The 14,325-nt window shown below is 71.6% G+C and carries 13 protein-coding genes; 6 read left to right on the top strand and 7 right to left on the bottom strand.

Annotated elements, in window-relative coordinates; translation table 11 throughout:
* Positions 1-18: 18 nt before the first annotated feature.
* Positions 19-507 carry an RES family NAD+ phosphorylase gene (locus tag AC07UH_RS17975; protein ID WP_495181377.1) on the top strand — a complete coding sequence of 163 codons (489 nt, stop codon included), beginning with the start codon at positions 19-21 and terminating at the stop codon, positions 505-507.
* On the opposite strand, the gene AC07UH_RS17980 is transcribed toward AC07UH_RS17975, so the two are convergent.
* The 6 genes from AC07UH_RS17980 to AC07UH_RS18005 form a co-directional block, all read right to left on the bottom strand.
* Positions 504-1,418, bottom strand: coding sequence for a glycosyltransferase family 2 protein (locus AC07UH_RS17980; protein ID WP_137897730.1), 915 nt, complete (start codon positions 1,416-1,418; stop codon positions 504-506). The genes AC07UH_RS17975 and AC07UH_RS17980 overlap by 4 nt on opposite strands.
* Positions 1,419-1,423: 5 nt before the next feature.
* Complete coding sequence (locus tag AC07UH_RS17985) at positions 1,424-2,341, bottom strand: polysaccharide pyruvyl transferase family protein (RefSeq protein ID WP_495181378.1); 918 nt, start codon at positions 2,339-2,341, stop codon at positions 1,424-1,426.
* A complete protein-coding gene (locus AC07UH_RS17990) occupies positions 2,338-3,411 on the bottom strand; it encodes a glycosyltransferase (protein WP_495181379.1) in 1,074 nt (357 codons plus the stop codon). Before AC07UH_RS17990 ends, AC07UH_RS17985 begins: the two co-directional genes overlap by 4 nt.
* The gene (locus AC07UH_RS17995) at positions 3,408-4,313 is read right to left on the bottom strand and encodes a galactosyltransferase-related protein (protein ID WP_495181380.1); all 906 of its coding nucleotides are present in this window, start codon (positions 4,311-4,313) and stop codon (positions 3,408-3,410) included. Before AC07UH_RS17995 ends, AC07UH_RS17990 begins: the two co-directional genes overlap by 4 nt.
* Positions 4,314-4,431: 118 nt before the next feature.
* Positions 4,432-5,565, bottom strand: a complete 1,134-nt coding sequence (locus AC07UH_RS18000; RefSeq protein WP_495181381.1) for a glycosyltransferase — start codon at positions 5,563-5,565, stop codon at positions 4,432-4,434.
* The gene (locus tag AC07UH_RS18005; protein WP_495181382.1) at positions 5,562-7,580 is read right to left on the bottom strand and encodes an HAD family hydrolase; all 2,019 of its coding nucleotides are present in this window, start codon (positions 7,578-7,580) and stop codon (positions 5,562-5,564) included. The genes AC07UH_RS18000 and AC07UH_RS18005 overlap by 4 nt, the downstream gene beginning before the upstream one ends.
* Positions 7,581-7,673: 93 nt before the next feature.
* On the opposite strand from AC07UH_RS18005, the gene AC07UH_RS18010 reads away from it, so the two are divergent.
* The 5 genes from AC07UH_RS18010 (at position 7,674) to AC07UH_RS18030 (ending at position 13,166) form a co-directional block, all read left to right on the top strand.
* A complete protein-coding gene (locus AC07UH_RS18010; protein WP_495181383.1) occupies positions 7,674-8,183 on the top strand; it encodes a hypothetical protein in 510 nt (169 codons plus the stop codon).
* A gap of 52 nt (positions 8,184-8,235) precedes the next feature.
* Positions 8,236-8,730, top strand: a complete 495-nt coding sequence (locus AC07UH_RS18015) for an RNA polymerase sigma factor (protein ID WP_495193960.1) — start codon at positions 8,236-8,238, stop codon at positions 8,728-8,730.
* 76 nt (positions 8,731-8,806) lie between these two features.
* The gene (locus AC07UH_RS18020) at positions 8,807-9,754 is read left to right on the top strand and encodes a FecR family protein (protein ID WP_495181385.1); all 948 of its coding nucleotides are present in this window, start codon (positions 8,807-8,809) and stop codon (positions 9,752-9,754) included.
* An 84-nt stretch (positions 9,755-9,838) separates the two neighbouring features.
* On the top strand, positions 9,839-12,373 hold the full coding sequence (locus tag AC07UH_RS18025; RefSeq protein WP_495181386.1) for a TonB-dependent receptor: 2,535 nt from the start codon (positions 9,839-9,841) through the stop codon (positions 12,371-12,373).
* Positions 12,374-12,404: 31 nt separating this feature from the next.
* Complete coding sequence (locus AC07UH_RS18030) at positions 12,405-13,166, top strand: energy transducer TonB (RefSeq protein ID WP_495181387.1); 762 nt, start codon at positions 12,405-12,407, stop codon at positions 13,164-13,166.
* Between the two features lies 1 nt (position 13,167).
* Here AC07UH_RS18030 and AC07UH_RS18035 read toward each other — a convergent pair whose 3' ends face one another.
* The gene (locus AC07UH_RS18035) at positions 13,168-14,190 is read right to left on the bottom strand and encodes a site-specific integrase (RefSeq protein WP_495181388.1); all 1,023 of its coding nucleotides are present in this window, start codon (positions 14,188-14,190) and stop codon (positions 13,168-13,170) included.
* Positions 14,191-14,325: the final 135 nt, after the last annotated feature.

The raw sequence follows: 14,325 nt of genomic DNA on the forward strand, positions 1-14,325 counted from the left end.
CGCTGAGCTGACCGACGCATGGCCGTTCCGCTCCATCCGCTCGCCGCGCGCTATTGGCGGATGCTCGGCGTCCGCTGGCAGGGGCAGCCGTTCGACAGCGGCGCGCATCTGACCGGCGGACGCTGGAACCCGCCCGGCATGGCTGCGCTCTATCTGTCCGCCGACTACAATACCGCGATCCGCGAGATGCATCAGGATCTGGTGCGGCCGGGGACGCTGGTCGCCTATGATCTGGTCGCGACGGCGATCGCCGACCTGCGCGATGCCGATCCGGCGATTCTCGACTGCCAATGGCGCCGCATCTTCAAGCTGGACGGCGGCATCCCGCCGAGCTGGACGCTGGCGCAGACGCTGCGCGACGCCGGGGCCGAGGGCGCGCTGGTGCCGTCGGTCCAGCATCGTGGCGGCACCAATCTGGTGCTGTGGCGCTGGCACGACGCCCGCCTCGCCGGCGAGGGCGCGGCGCTGACCCTGCTCGATCCCGAGGCGGTGCTGACCGGCCGCTAGCGCGACGGCCGGCGTCGCCGCAGGACATCGTCCGCGCGATGCCGCCAATAGCCTACCGCGCCGCGCAGCTTGTGGCGCAGGCGGAAGGCGTAGAAGGCGCGGATGCCGCCATGGGTGGTGACGGGATCGGTGAGATCGCGGCGCAGGTCGGCGATATCGCGCGCCAGCGCGCGCCGGATGCGCGGATCGCGCCAGTGCTTGGCGTAAAGCGCACCGTCGCCGAAGCCATAGCCGGCGAGCAACGCCGTCTCCTCGTCGAGCCGCCGGCGGCCGTGATGATGGTCGACGACGAAACGGTGATCGTAGTGCAGCGCGATATCCTGGCGCATCGCGCGGACCAGGAAATCGGTGTCCTCCGCGGCGACGAACGGCGCGCCGGCACCGAAGCGCGCGTCGAACGCGCCGACCCGCCGCGGCACGTCGGCGGTGAAGGCGAGGTTGGCGCCCATCACGAAGCCGCCGGGAAAGCTGCCCGCGGGCGCGGTCATCGGATGATCCTCCAGCTTCACCGTCACCGGCAGATCGGCGGGATCGCCGAGCAGGATGCGCCCGCCGATGATCGCCGGCCCCGCCACCTCGGCGAACGCCTGGACCAGCGCCGGGAAATAATCGGCGTGGAGGACGCAATCGTCGTCGGTCATCGCGACGATCCGCCCGCGCGCCCGGGCGAGGCCGAGGTTGCGCGCACGGGCGAGGCCGGGCCGCGCCTCGTGCAGCCGATGGACGGGGAAAAGCGGCCGCCACGCCGCCAGCCGCCGCGGCGTATCGTCGCGCGAGCCGTTGTCGACGAGGATCACTTCGACCGCCAGCGCCGGGGCCGCCGCGACCGCCCGGTCGATCGAGGCGAGCGTCGCGGCCAGCGACGCGCTGCGGTCGCGCGTGCAGACCAGCAGGCTGACATCGGGACGCACGCCGCTCACCCCGCGTCGCGCAGCCGTTCGGCGAGGACGTGCGCCTCCGCCATCGTCGCCGCGGTCGCGACCGCCGTGGCGGCGGGCCAGGCGGCGGCATAAGCGGCGATCTTGCCGTAATCGTTGTCGAGCACGACGTGCGGAATGCCGAGCAGGTCGGCGAGGATATGGCCGTGCAGCCGGTCGGTGACGATCACCTCGCCTTGCGCGAGCAGCCGCAGGCCGCGCGCGACGCGCGCCTGCGCCTGCGCCTCGCGCGCCGCGACGCCGGTACCGGCGGGCAGATCGGGATCGTCGTCGAGCCAGTCGACGACGCGCGCCGGCGCCGCGGGCGCGCCGCCATGATCGCGCCGTTCGTCGTCGCTGCGCAACAGCATCAGCAGCGCGACCTCGGCCGCGCCGCGCGGCTGCGCGCCCAGCGCGATCGCGGAATCGGGCACGAGATCGACGGGGCAGGCGATCCGCGCGGTGGCGAAGGCGTGGCTGCGCGCATCGCGGACGTAGAGCGTGAAATCGGGATGTTCCGCGGCGAGCACGGCGAACCGCCCGGCCTTGGCGGGATCGCGGAAGTGGATCGACTGCGGCAATTGCACCACCGGCCGGTCGCGCACCGTCGCCAGCAGATGTTCGCGGAAATGCTGATGATGCGGCCAGATGTCGCCGAGATTGCCGCCGCCATGCAGGAACAGGGTGCCGCTCGGGCAGGCGCGGCGGAAGGCGTCGGCATCGAAGTCATGCCATGTCGACACGTAGACAGGTCCACAGCCGGTGATGCGGCGGAGCATCGCCAGCTCGCCGAGCCAGATCGCGCTGTCGCCGACATTGGCGTGATCGGGGAAATCGACCAGCGCATAAGGCGCGCCGGCGCCGACATGCGTGCGATAGCAGGCGTCGAGCACCGCCAGCGATGCAGGCGCGGTCATGCCGCGAGCACCGCACGATCGGCGCCGGCCGCACGATAGAGCGCCTCGCACCGGTCGAGCCATATATCGCGGGTGAACATCCGCTCGACCCGCGCGCGCGGCACGAGGCGGGGGATGGCGAGCGCCGTCCCGATCGCTGCGGCGAGCGCGGCGACGTCGCCGGCGGGGGCGAAGGCACCGGCCTCGCCGATCACCTCGCGCGCGGCGCCCTGGTCGAAGGCGGCGACGGGCAGGCCGCACGCCATCGCCTCCGCCGCGACGAGACCGAACGGCTCGTCCCAGCAGGGGGTGAACAGGAACACCGAGGCGCGCGCCATCTCCGCCGCGAGCGCCGCGCCGGCGAGATGGCCGCCGTAGCGTACCGTCGGCCCGAGCAATGGCGCGACCTCGGCGGCCCAATAATCGGGATCCTCGACCGGTCCGAACAAGGTGAGCGGCACGCCGGCACGCAGCGCCGCCTGCGCGGCGAAATGCGGCCCCTTGTTGGGGGTCATCCGCCCGCACCAGAGCGCGCTGCCGTCGCCCTGCGGCGAAAAGCGCCACGCATCGGCATCGATGCCATTGTGCAGCACCGACGCCTGCGCCGGCGCGCCCTCGGGCCACCAGGCGGCAAGCTGCGTCGCCGAGGTGACGGTGAGCCGATGCCCCGGCGTCGCGCTGGCGCGGACGAACCAGTGCAACGCATCATAGGGCGGCACGTGCAGCGACGTGACGGTCGGCGTCACCGCGGTGCGCCGCGGCTCGATCGCGAACCGGTGCAGGCTGTTGTTGTGGACGACGTCATAGCCGCCTGCCTCGATCCGGTCGCAGGCGGCGGCATAGCCGGCGTCGAGATGCGCGATCAGCGGCGCCGAGCCGCGATGCTCCGCCCAGGGGAAGACGCATTCGTAATGTTTCGCCACGACGGGATCGATCGCGAAGCGCGGATCGCTGTCGCCCGAGGCGAACAAAGTGACGTCATGGCCGCGCGCCTGCAGGCCCGCGGCGAGCTGCCAGCAATGCGCCTCCATGCCGCCCGCGAACGGCTGCGCGATGCGCTGACGGACATGGGCGAGGATCGCGATCCTCATGCCGCGGCGCGCGCCTCGAGCTGGCGGATGACGCTGGCGGTATTGGCATAGGGCTGGTGGCTCTGCTGGCCGGTGAGCGCGAAATCCTCGGGGCCGGGACGGCGCAGGATACGCACCGGACGACCGGCGGTGTCGTCGACCAGCCCCATCAGGCGGAAGGCGTGCAGCCAATGACCCATGGTGCGATAGCCCCATTTCGCCTCGAACAATTCGGCGTTGCGCACGACGCTGTCGAGATGATGGACCGGCGGCATATGGTGCGGGTGATATTGGTGATAGGCGCGCCCGCCCTTGATCCACGCGATCTCCACGCCGGCCTGGTCGAGCGTCTTGCCGAAATCGGTGTCCTCGCCGCCATAGCCGACATAGCGTTCGTCGAACCCGCCGATATCGAGGAAGGTCGCGCGCCGCATCGCGAAGTTGAGCGACCAGAAGCAGCGATAGTCGTTGCAGCGCTCGACGCCCTGCGGCGGGGGACCGCGGCGGTCGGAATGGCGCACCGCAAGCGCCTCGAACCGGTCCATCGACAGATCGGCCTCGGTCGCCCCGCCGGGCAGATAGAGCACTTCGCCCATCAGCAGCGCATCGGTGTCGGCGAGGAAGCCGGCATAATCGGCGACCAGATCGGGTGTCGGGATGCAATCCATGTCGAGGAACACGATCCCTTCGCCCTGCGCGCTGCGCGCCGCGGCGTTGCGCGCCGCGGCGAGCGGCAGCGCGTCGGCGACGACGTGCATCTGGCGGATCGGAAAGGGGGCGGCGGGCAGGTCATAGGCCTCCGCCTGCATCACCGCGACGATCAGCTCGACCGGCATCTGGCGCTGCCGCGTCAGGCCATGGACGAGATTGACGAGATGATCGGGCCGCCCCTTGGCGAGCGTGACGACGGAGATGGAGGTCATAGCGGGTTCCGTGAGAGAGGAGGGCTGGGGTGCGTGGGGGTCGTGGGACTTGGGAGATTGCCCCCCATATCCGTCACCCCGGACCCGTTCCGGGGTGACGGAGTGGGTGGGGCGGGGGTCATGCCCGCTCGGGTGCGGTAGCAGGGCGGACCGCCTGCGGCGTCCACAACCGGTCGCTCAGCGCCTCCAGCCAGCGCGCCGCATCCTCGGCGGGTGCGTCGGCGATCATCGCGCGCTGCGCTGCCGGGCGGTGGCCGGCGCGCGTCTCGGCGAGCGCCGCGGTCCAGCCGCCCGCCGACGAGGGCAGATGCGGCCGCACGCAGGCGACGCCCGCCGCGGCTAGCGTCTCGGCCTTGCGATGCTGTTCGTCGAAATAGCGCCACTCGGGCACCGCCAGCCACGGCCGCCCCGCGGCGAGGATCTGCTGGCAGGTGGTGTTGCCGGTCGAGGCGATGACGATGTCCGCCGCGGCGATATGGTCGGCGGCATCGTCGACCCAGCCGCGATGCTCGAGATTGGCGGGCTCGGTGGCATGCCAGTCGCGCTGCACCGGGCCGATCGTGATCCAGCGCGCGGCCGGCGTCGCGCGCGCACCGACGCCGAGCGGCGCGGCCGCGAACCCGCCGCCCCCGCCGCCCGCGACGACCAGGATCATCTCCTCGTCGGGCGCGACGCCGATCCGCTGCCGCGCCACCTCGCGCTCGGGGACGCGGGTGTCGACGCCGAGCCCGCCGGCGAAGCACGTCTTGGCGCGCATGCCCGCATCCCATTCGGGCTGGGCGAGCGCGGCGTGGAACGGTGCGAGCAGGCCCGCCGCGCCGTCATAGGCCGCGCGGTGGCCGGGATCGCCGCGATCGCCATGCTGGAGGATCTTGACGTGCGGCACCGAGCAGATGCGGGCGAGCTGCGCGATCTCGGCAGAAACGTCGCAGATCATCAGCGCCGGGTCGGCCGCGTCGAACCAGTTCGCCAGCGTCGCCATCGCGCGGCGGATGCCCGGCCAGCCCAATGGTGCGCAATGCAGCGTGTCGGGCGTCGCCACCCAGTCCATCGCTCCCGCCTCGTCGCCGCTCGGCTCGAACAGCGAGGGCAGGCGGACGATCGCGACGTGCGGCGGGAGCGCCGGGAAGATGTCGTCGCGCGCGCAGAACAGCGTCAGCGGCCGGGTCGGCGGCAAGGCGTTGGCGATCGCCGCGCAGCGTTCGGCATGGCCGCGTCCCTGATGGTGGACGAAATAGCCGAACGGCCTCACGCCGCCTGCGCCAGCGGCGGGGTGGCGGACGCGACGAGGCCGAGCCGGTCGAGCCCCTCGACGATCCCCGCCGCATGATGCGCGCTAGCCCGGTACAGGCCGGCGCGCGCGGGCAGATCGGCGAGCTCGTCGCCGGCGTTGCCGACGACGATCGCCTGGCCGCAGGCGGCGAGCATGTCGGCGTCGTTGCCGCTGTCGCCCGCCGCGATACACTGGCCGGGCGACCAGCCGTGGCGCGCGGCATAGAAAGCGATCGCCGCGGCCTTGCCGCCCGCCGGTGCGAGCACGTCGATCAGTTCGCCATGCGAGAAGATCACCCGCGCGCCGAGCCCCGCCGCAGCGAGCGTGCCGCGGATCGCCGCGGCATCCGCCGCGGTGCCAAAGAAGCTCAGTTTGTGCGGCCCTTCGGTCGCGACCGGCTGCGGCGTCACGCCGAGCGGCGCCAGCGCGCGCACCACCGCGGCGCGGTCCCATCCGGCGTCGAGCGCGCGCGCATAATCGGCGCAGCCGCGCCAGCCGCCGACACCATCGGACAGCAGCAGCCGCGTCCCGACATCGACGATATAGGCATCGGGCTCGGGCAGGTCCCAGCGCGCCAGGATCGCCTGCGCCGCCTCGATCCCGCGCCCGGTGGCGACGACGAAACCGAGCGGCGACGCGCCGCGCCATGCGGCGAAGGCCGCGGCGCCGTCACTGTCGCCGGTCAGCGTATGGTCGATATCGCAGGCGAGCAGCCGCGGCGCGGCGATGTCGCGATAGATCGCGACCGAGGCGGCGGCATAGTCCGTCCAGCAATAGGCGCCCACCCGCGTGCGGCCGGCCTGCGCGAGCGCGGCGTGGCGGACGGGATCGCCGATGATCGCGCGGCAGGCGCGGGCGATGCCGGCATCGTCGCGCGGATCGATCAGCACGCCATGGTGCAACCGCGCGACGATCTCGGCGGGGCCACCGTTGCGCGTCGCCACCACCGGCACGCCCGCCGCGGCCGCCTCGATCAGCGTCAGCCCGAACGGCTCGTGCAACGCCGGATTGACGAACACCCCGCCGTGCGCGGCGCGGTCGTAGAGCGCGGCGACATCGGCCGCGTCATGCCGCGGCGGCAGCGCGATCCGCCCGGCGAGCGCCGGGTCCGCCGCGAGGCGATGCAGTTCGGCAAGCACCGCGGCTTCCTCGCCGACGGCATGGTCGTGACGCCCGGCGAGGATGACCAGATTGGCCTGCGCCCGCAGCGCCGGATCGCCGGCATAGGCGCGGACCAGCGCGGCGAGGTTCTTCTTGGCGACCGGCCGCGCCACTGCGAACAGGATCGGCAGGTCGGGCCGGTCGAGCCAGTCGCCGAGCCGGTCGGCGAGCGTGTCGGCATCGTTGGCGCCGGCCGCGTCGCGCTGCGGCACACCGGGCGGCAGACAGTGGATACGCCCCGTCACCGCCACGTCATAGCCGCCGATCTGCCGCTCCGCCTCGTCGCGGGTCGACACCAGGATCGCCGCGGCGCCGGCGATCGCGGCACGCTCGGCGCCGATCCGCGCGTCGAGCCCCTCGCCCTCCAGACCGGCCGCGCGCTTGTCGATGCCGAGCGCGTGCGGCGTATAGGCGAAGGGGATGCCGAACCGCGCGTGCGCGGCGCGCGCGACCGCGGCGGCATCGGCGAAATGCGCATGGATCACGTCGGGCAGTCGCGGCAGCGCCGCCAGATGCGCGGAGAATGCCGCGGTGAACGCGGGCAGCTCGGCGTCGAGCGCCTCCTTCTCCAGATAGGCCGCCGACCCGGTCGCGATCCGGTCGATCGTCACCTTGGCGTCGAGCGTCTCGCGCGCGCGCGCATGGCAGGGGTCGAGCCGCGCATCGGCGAACCGGCGGGTGACGATCGAAACCTGGTCGACATCGTCACGCCGTGCCTGCGCCCGCGCCGCCTCGAGCACGTAAGCGATATGCCCACCGGTATCCGCGGTGATCCCATAAGCGACGGGCGGCGACTTCAGACAACCGCCGAGGGCCAGATGCAGGATGAACAAACGACCCCCAAGTTATTGTAGGTTCGAAACGTTTCCTCACGCATTTTGGTTTCGTCACGATCTGTTCACATAACGCTTGGCGGCGACTCGGCGATGATTCATAGAATCGCGATGCCGATCCGCGCCGAAAACCGCTGGCTCTACCCGATCGACTGGCCGCAGGTGTCGAGCGCCATCCGCTTCGTACGCGCCGGCGCGCGCTGCGAGCGCTGCCGCCGGCCGCATCGCCGCCATGTCGCGCATCTCGGCGACGGTCGCTGGTGGGACGGCGCCGCGACCGGCTGGCGCGACGGCGACGGCCGCCGCATCGCGATGCGGCGCGGTGCGGTGCCGCTCGCCGGCGTGCGCACCACTTATGTCGTGCTCGCCTGCGCGCATCTCGACCACGATCCCGGCAACAATGCCGCCGCCAATCTCGCCGCTCTGTGCCAGCGCTGCCACATGCTCCACGATGCCGCCGAACATCGCTGGCAACGCTGGTGGAACGCCTTCCGCCGGCGCGCCATCCGCGACCTGTTCGAGGATCCGCCGCTCACCCGTCGGCGGCTGATGCATCTATCGACCCGTCGCGGTGTCGACACGTCGAGGCGTCGACGCACATAATCTGAGTATACGATTCCTTGTTGCGGGTGATTATCATTATTGATAGTCGCCCGTGATCGTGCGTGACATTGCAGATCTCGATCGCCGGTTGCGTCGTTTCGTCGGCCGGCTGGCGCCGCGCGAGGAATCGGGCGACATCGTTCAGGAAGCCTGGCTGCGCGCGCTCCCCGGCCTGCGCCAGGGCCATGTCCTCGACCCCGCCGCCTATCTGTTCCGCGTCGTGCGCAGCGTCGTCATCGACCGCGGCGCCAGGCATCGCCGCGCCGCGCAGGTGCTGGTCGACGCGGGCGATCGCGTCGAGGATGTCGCCGACCGCGCCGCCTCGCCCGAGACGCAGGCGCTGGCCCGCGACCGGCTCGCCCGCATCCGCCGCCTCGCCGACACGCTGCCGCCGCGGGCACGCGAGGCGTTCCTGATGCGCCGCTTCGAGGATCTCGACCAGGCGACGATCGCCGAGCGGATGAACATCAGCCGCGGCATGGTCGAAAAGCATCTGCGCCTCGCGCTCGCCCAGATCGCCCGCACGCTCGACGAACCCGACCCGTGACTGCCGGGACGAGGTCGGGTTTCGCCGCGCCCGGCCGTCTGGTCTTGCAGGGAGCAGGATCGGAAGGACCGGGATCATGACGCGCCAGCCGCCACGCGACGCACCGCCGGAAGAGGAAGCGGCGCATTGGGTCGTCCGCCTCGACGCGGGGCCGCTGTCGCGCCGCGAGACGCGCGCCTTCGCCGCATGGCTGGCGGCGGACCCGGCGCATGCCGCCGCCTACGACCGGCTCGCGACGATCCTGCTGCCGCCGACGTCAATGCGCGTGCCGCCGCGCCGGCCGCGTCGCCGCGTCGGCAACGCGATAGGGACGCGACCGCGGCTTGCACTCGCGGCGAGCGCCGCGGCCGCGACGCTCGCCGTGCTGATCCCGGCCGGCGACGCGCTACGGCTGCGGTGGCAGGCGGATGCGATCACCGGCATCGGCGAGCGCCGGCTGATCCGCCTGCCCGACGGCTCGCAGGCGTGGCTCGGACCGCAGAGCGCGCTGGCGTGGCACATGCACGCCAACCGCCGCGACCTGCGCCTGTTGCGCGGCACCGCCGCCTTCGCGGTCCGCCGCGATCCCGCCCGCCCGTTCGCGGTCGCCAGCGGCGACGGCCAGGCAATCGCCCGCGGCACCGCCTTCATCGTACGGCGCGACGCCGGCGCGACCGAGGTCGATGTCCTCCAGCATCGCGTCGAGGTGCGCACCGGTCGCGGCGGGACGTCGCTGCGCGAAGGCTGGCAGGTCCGTTATACCGCCGACGGTATATTGGCACCCGACCGCCGCTTCGATCGCGATGCCGCCGTCGCGCTGCTCCGCGGCCGGCTGATCGCCGACGATCAGCCGCTGGGCGATGTGATCGCGGCGTTGCAGCCCTATCGCCATGGCCGCATCCTCCTGTCGCCGCGCGCGGCGCAGCGCCACGTCGATGGCGTCTACGATCTCGATCGTCCCGAAGCGGCGCTGGCGCTGATCGCGTCGTCGCTCGGCCTGCGCCGTCTCGATCTCGGCGGGGTGACGATCCTCTACGCCGGCTGATTATTTTGGATGCCGGGTCGGGTATCCCGTCGATCGTTCGTCTTCCGTAACGGTAATGACAATCATTAGCGTTTGGGGGGCTTCATGATACGGTTCGGCAGGGTGATCCGCGGCGCGATGGTGCCGGCGATGCTGGCGGCATCGGCGACGATGGCGGTCGGCGTGGCGCGCGCGCAGCAGGCGGCGGAACAGCCGCGCAGCTTCAACGTCGCGGCGGGACCGCTGGCACAGGCGATGCGGCGGTTCGCCGAACAGGCCGATCTGCAATTGTCCTATCCGGCCGAACTCGCCCGCGACAAGCAGACCGCCGGGGTCAGCGGCACGCTGTCGCGTGAGGCGGCACTGGCCCGGCTGCTCGCCGGCACCGGTCTGCACGGGCGGCTGGAAGGGCGATCGCTGACCCTGCTGCCCGACACCGCGGCAAAGGCCGACGGCGAAGGCGAGCATGTCGCGCTCGCCACGCTCCACGTCGCCGGCGCGGGCGACGATGCGGCCGGCCGCGGCGCCGGCGGCACCCGCCGCGACGAGGCCGACCGGCCGTTCCGCACCGCCGGCTCATCGGCCTATGTCACGCGCGCCGCGATCGACCGGATCCCGCCGACCGCGATCGGCGACATCCTGAAGACCGCACCCGGGGTGATCTCGAGCGGCGCCAACATCGGCAACACGCTCGACGTCAACATCCGTGGGCTGCAGGGCGCCAGCCGCGTCGCGATGCTGGTCGACGGCGCGCAATCGGCCAGCTCCGACTATCGCGGCTACACCGGCAGCAACAACCGCCTGTCGATCGACCCCGAACTGATCGGCGGCATCGAGATCGACAAAGGACCGACCGGCGGGCCAGCCGGGGCGGGCTATACCGGGGGCGTGGTCAACATCTCGACCCTGCGGGTCGGCGACCTGGTGCCCGAAGGCGAGCACTACGCGCTGCGCCTGCGCGGCAGCATCGGCAGCAACACCGTGTCGCCGCCCGAGATCGGCGCATCGGGCGGCCGGTTCGGCGACAAGGACGAGGATTTCCATCCGCGGTTCCGCGACGGCGACTGGCCGGCGCTCCGCAACCATTTCGGCAGCGTCGCGCTCGGCGCGCGCTTCGCCCGCGTCGATCTCGTCGCGGCGGTGTCGCGACGCGACCAGGGCAATTACTTCGCCGGCCGCCAGGGTGGCGAGCCGGTCGGTGAATATGACCGCGGCGAGGAGGTGCTCAACACCAGCCAGCACACCACCTCCGGCCTGCTCAAGGCGACGTGGCACGTCGCGCCGGAGCACAGCCTGGAACTCGGCTATATCCGTTACGACAGCCGCTACGGTGAGTCCTGGGAGAGCGAGTTGTTCTGGGCGCAGGGCAAGAACCAGAAGCCCGAACAATTCGCCAAGACCGATACCTATACCGCGAAATACGGGTTCAAGCCGGCGGGGCAGTCGCTGATCGATCTGACCGTGCAGGGCGCGGTGGTCGACAAGGTCGAGAGCAGCATCGCGTCCGACGCGCCGTTCCACACCCGCAACACCGGCGCGTCGCTGGTCAATCGTTCGGTGGCGGAATTGCCCGGCGACGCGGTGCTGACCAGCAGCAACGGCATTTCGCTCGCGCTGGAAAAGGCGCGCGATGACATGCAGGAACCGGCCATGCTGCTCAACGCCAACGGCGAGCGGCAGATCACCAGCCTGTTCACCGACAACCGCATCGACGTCGCCGACTGGCTGACGCTCAACGGCAGCGCCCGCTACGTATATTATCGTCTGCGCCGTGATCTCGCCGACGACGATCCGCGCAGCACCAAGGAGTTGCGGGCGGTGTCCAAGATCGACAGCGGCAGCGGCACGACGGTCTCCGGCGGCATCACGCTGTCGCCGTTCCGGGGCATCGGCGTCTACGCCTCTTATGCCGAGGGCTATCGCCCGGTCAGCCTGCGCGAATGGACGATGGCGATGGCTTGGACCTATCTGGTGCCCAACCCCAATCTGCGTCCCGAGCGAGCGCACAACATCGAATTCGGCGTCAACGTGTTGCGCGACGGTCTGCTCTTCGCTGGCGATCGGCTCCGGCTGAAGGTGTCGCGGTTCGACAACCACAATCAGGACTATGTCATCCGCCGCCAGTGCAACCAGAAGCGATATTGCACCGAGGGCGGCTACAAATGGTGGCGCACGCCGTACAACATCGATCACGCTGACTTCCGCGGCTACGAGGTGAGCGGCAGCTACGACATCGGCCGCCTGTTCGCCGAGGGCGCCTATACGCGCTACGATCACGTCGAATATTGCATGACGCAGGATCAGTGTGACGAGACGCCGTTCGTCTCCGATTACCAGCGCGTCTATGTCCCGCCGCGCTATTCGGGCAGCGGCACGCTCGGCGTGCGCCTGTTCGATCGCGCGCTGACCCTCGGCGCCCGGGTGAACGTCTTCGGTGCCCGCGTCACCACCGAGGCGGCGCAGACCTTCAACAACGAGACGATCTGGGGCGGCTTCGTCCAGTTCCAGCCCTGGGCGTCGACCCGGCTCGACCTCAGCGCCGAGAATATCGGCGATCGCTTCTATTATGACGTCATGTCGACCACCTGGGTGCCCGCCTCCGGGCGGACGGTGCGGCTGACGCTCACCCAGCGGTTGTGAGCCGCGCAGCAGACCGGCGGGCGCCGTTACGGTGCCCGTCCCGGTCGCGGCCTCGCGCGTGACGATCGCCGGCCCGTCCGGCGGCTATCGCGGCTGCCCGCGGTGCCGGTGGGCGGGACGTCTCTGTACGGCAGCGATGCTGGTCGTCGCGATCGCGGCGGCCGGCGTCCACCTGCACGACGCCGTCGTGCCGGCTCCGCCCCCGCCATCGCTGATGCTGTTCGACATCGACGCCGCCCCACCGGCCTCTCCCCCGGTCCCGGTGCAGCCGCACGTCGCACGACAAGTGACGCCGCAGCATCAGGCGAGCGTGCCGGTGCCGCCCCCCGTGCCCGCGCCGCTGCAGGCGCCGGTGCCGATCGTCCGCAGCCTGCCCGCGTCGGCCGCCGCCAGCGCGCCGACACCGCCTGCGCCCGCCCTGCCGCATCCCGCGCCCCCTCCCGCCGCACCGCCGACCCCCGATGCACCGCCCGCCGTCGCCCCGGCCGGGGCGAGCGAGACGAGCTGGGAAGGGCAGGTTCTGGCGCGGCTGGCGAAGCGAAAGGCCTATCCCGAAGCGGCCCGCAGCGCCGGGATCGAGGGCACCGCGCTGGTCCGCTTCACCGTCACCCGCAACGGTGGCCTGCTCGGCGTGGTGCTGGTCGCGTCGTCCGGCTCGGCGCTGCTCGACCATGCCGCGACCGCCGCGGTCGCGCATGCCGTACCGTTCCCGCCGATCCCGCCGACGCGCGCCGAGCGCATCGAACTGACCGTGCCGGTCAGCTTCTCGCTGTCGGCGCTGCGCGAGCGCTAGACTAGAGGAACCGCTGGCCGGCGTGATCGCGGAACAGCTCGGCATTGCGCACGTAATCGGACAGGACCTGCACCGATTTGTGGCGGCTGACCTCCTGCAGCTTGAAGATCGTCGCCCCCTGCGCCGCGCCTTCGGTCAGGAAGCCGGCGCGCAGCGAATGACCGGCGAATTGCGTCGGGTCATAGCCCGCTGCGGCGGCATGCTGCTGGACCAGCCGGGCGATCGCCCGATCGGACATCGCATCCCCGGTCAGCGCATCGCTGCGCGACAGCCGGCGGAACAGGGGGCCGGAATCGTGCCCCGCCGCGGCCATCCAGGCGAGCAGCAGCGCCTTGGGGCGGATCCGCGAGCCCTCCGGAATGGCGATCACCGCACCGGCACCGATCCGGTCGGTCTTCGAGCGCGCGATGGTCAGCCGCAATCCCTCGGGAACCAGCCCGACATGTTCGACGCCGAGCGCGACGATCTCCGAACGGCGCAGCGCCGCGGCCATGCCCACCGCCAGGATCGCGCGATCGCGCACCGCCCGGAGCCCGTCGCCCTCGATCCCCGCGAGCATGTTGCGCAGCGCCGCGGCATCGGCGGGCTGCTTGCGGCGCTTCGCCCCACCATGTTCGGCGCGGATGCCAGCGAGCACCTCCGCCAGCCGCCCGGCGGTGGGCAGGGCGGTCGGCGCGGGGTGGCCGCCGGCGCGGTGGTAATGACCGATCGCCGCGATCCGCCGCCCGATCGTCGCCGGGTTGAGCCCGCCGACCGCCTGGTCGCTGGCGAACACCGCCACCACCTCGGGCGTCGCCGGCAACGCGACGAGCTGATGCGCCGCACACCAGGCGCTGAAGATCGCCCAATCCGATTCATACGCGCGCCGCGTCGCCCCGGCGCGGGCGGCGCGGGCATAGGCCGCCGCCTGCTCGATCTTGTCGTTGAGGATCGCGGGAAGCGCGGGTTGCTCGGGCGCGAATGTGGGGAGCGTCAGCGCGGCGGGATCGATCGGGGGCGCGGCAGGGCGGCGGGGAGGAGCCATAACATGGCTGTGCCATGGCGGATCAGTGAGCGCCAGCGCTGTGTCCGAGAATCACGGTTATCGGACACAGTGCAAGGCGTCAGACGATACGGCCGGGGCCAATCGCTGGATGCCACATGCATTTGGGTCAACCGG

Source organism: Sphingomonas sp. GW821-FHT04B01 (genome assembly GCF_059420425.1).

Excerpts from the sequence above, each read along its gene's own strand:
- AC07UH_RS18025 (WP_495181386.1), top strand. The coding sequence starts at position 9,839 with ATGATACGGTTCGGCAGGGTGATCCGCGGCGCGATGGTGCCGGCGATG.
- AC07UH_RS17990 (WP_495181379.1), bottom strand. The coding sequence starts at position 3,411 with ATGAGGATCGCGATCCTCGCCCATGTCCGTCAGCGCATCGCGCAGCCG.
- AC07UH_RS18010 (WP_495181383.1), top strand. The coding sequence starts at position 7,674 with ATGATTCATAGAATCGCGATGCCGATCCGCGCCGAAAACCGCTGGCTC.
- AC07UH_RS18020 (WP_495181385.1), top strand. The coding sequence starts at position 8,807 with ATGACGCGCCAGCCGCCACGCGACGCACCGCCGGAAGAGGAAGCGGCG.
- AC07UH_RS17985 (WP_495181378.1), bottom strand. The coding sequence starts at position 2,341 with ATGACCGCGCCTGCATCGCTGGCGGTGCTCGACGCCTGCTATCGCACG.
- AC07UH_RS18035 (WP_495181388.1), bottom strand. The coding sequence starts at position 14,190 with ATGGCTCCTCCCCGCCGCCCTGCCGCGCCCCCGATCGATCCCGCCGCG.
- AC07UH_RS17975 (WP_495181377.1), top strand. The coding sequence starts at position 19 with ATGGCCGTTCCGCTCCATCCGCTCGCCGCGCGCTATTGGCGGATGCTC.
- AC07UH_RS17995 (WP_495181380.1), bottom strand. The coding sequence starts at position 4,313 with ATGACCTCCATCTCCGTCGTCACGCTCGCCAAGGGGCGGCCCGATCAT.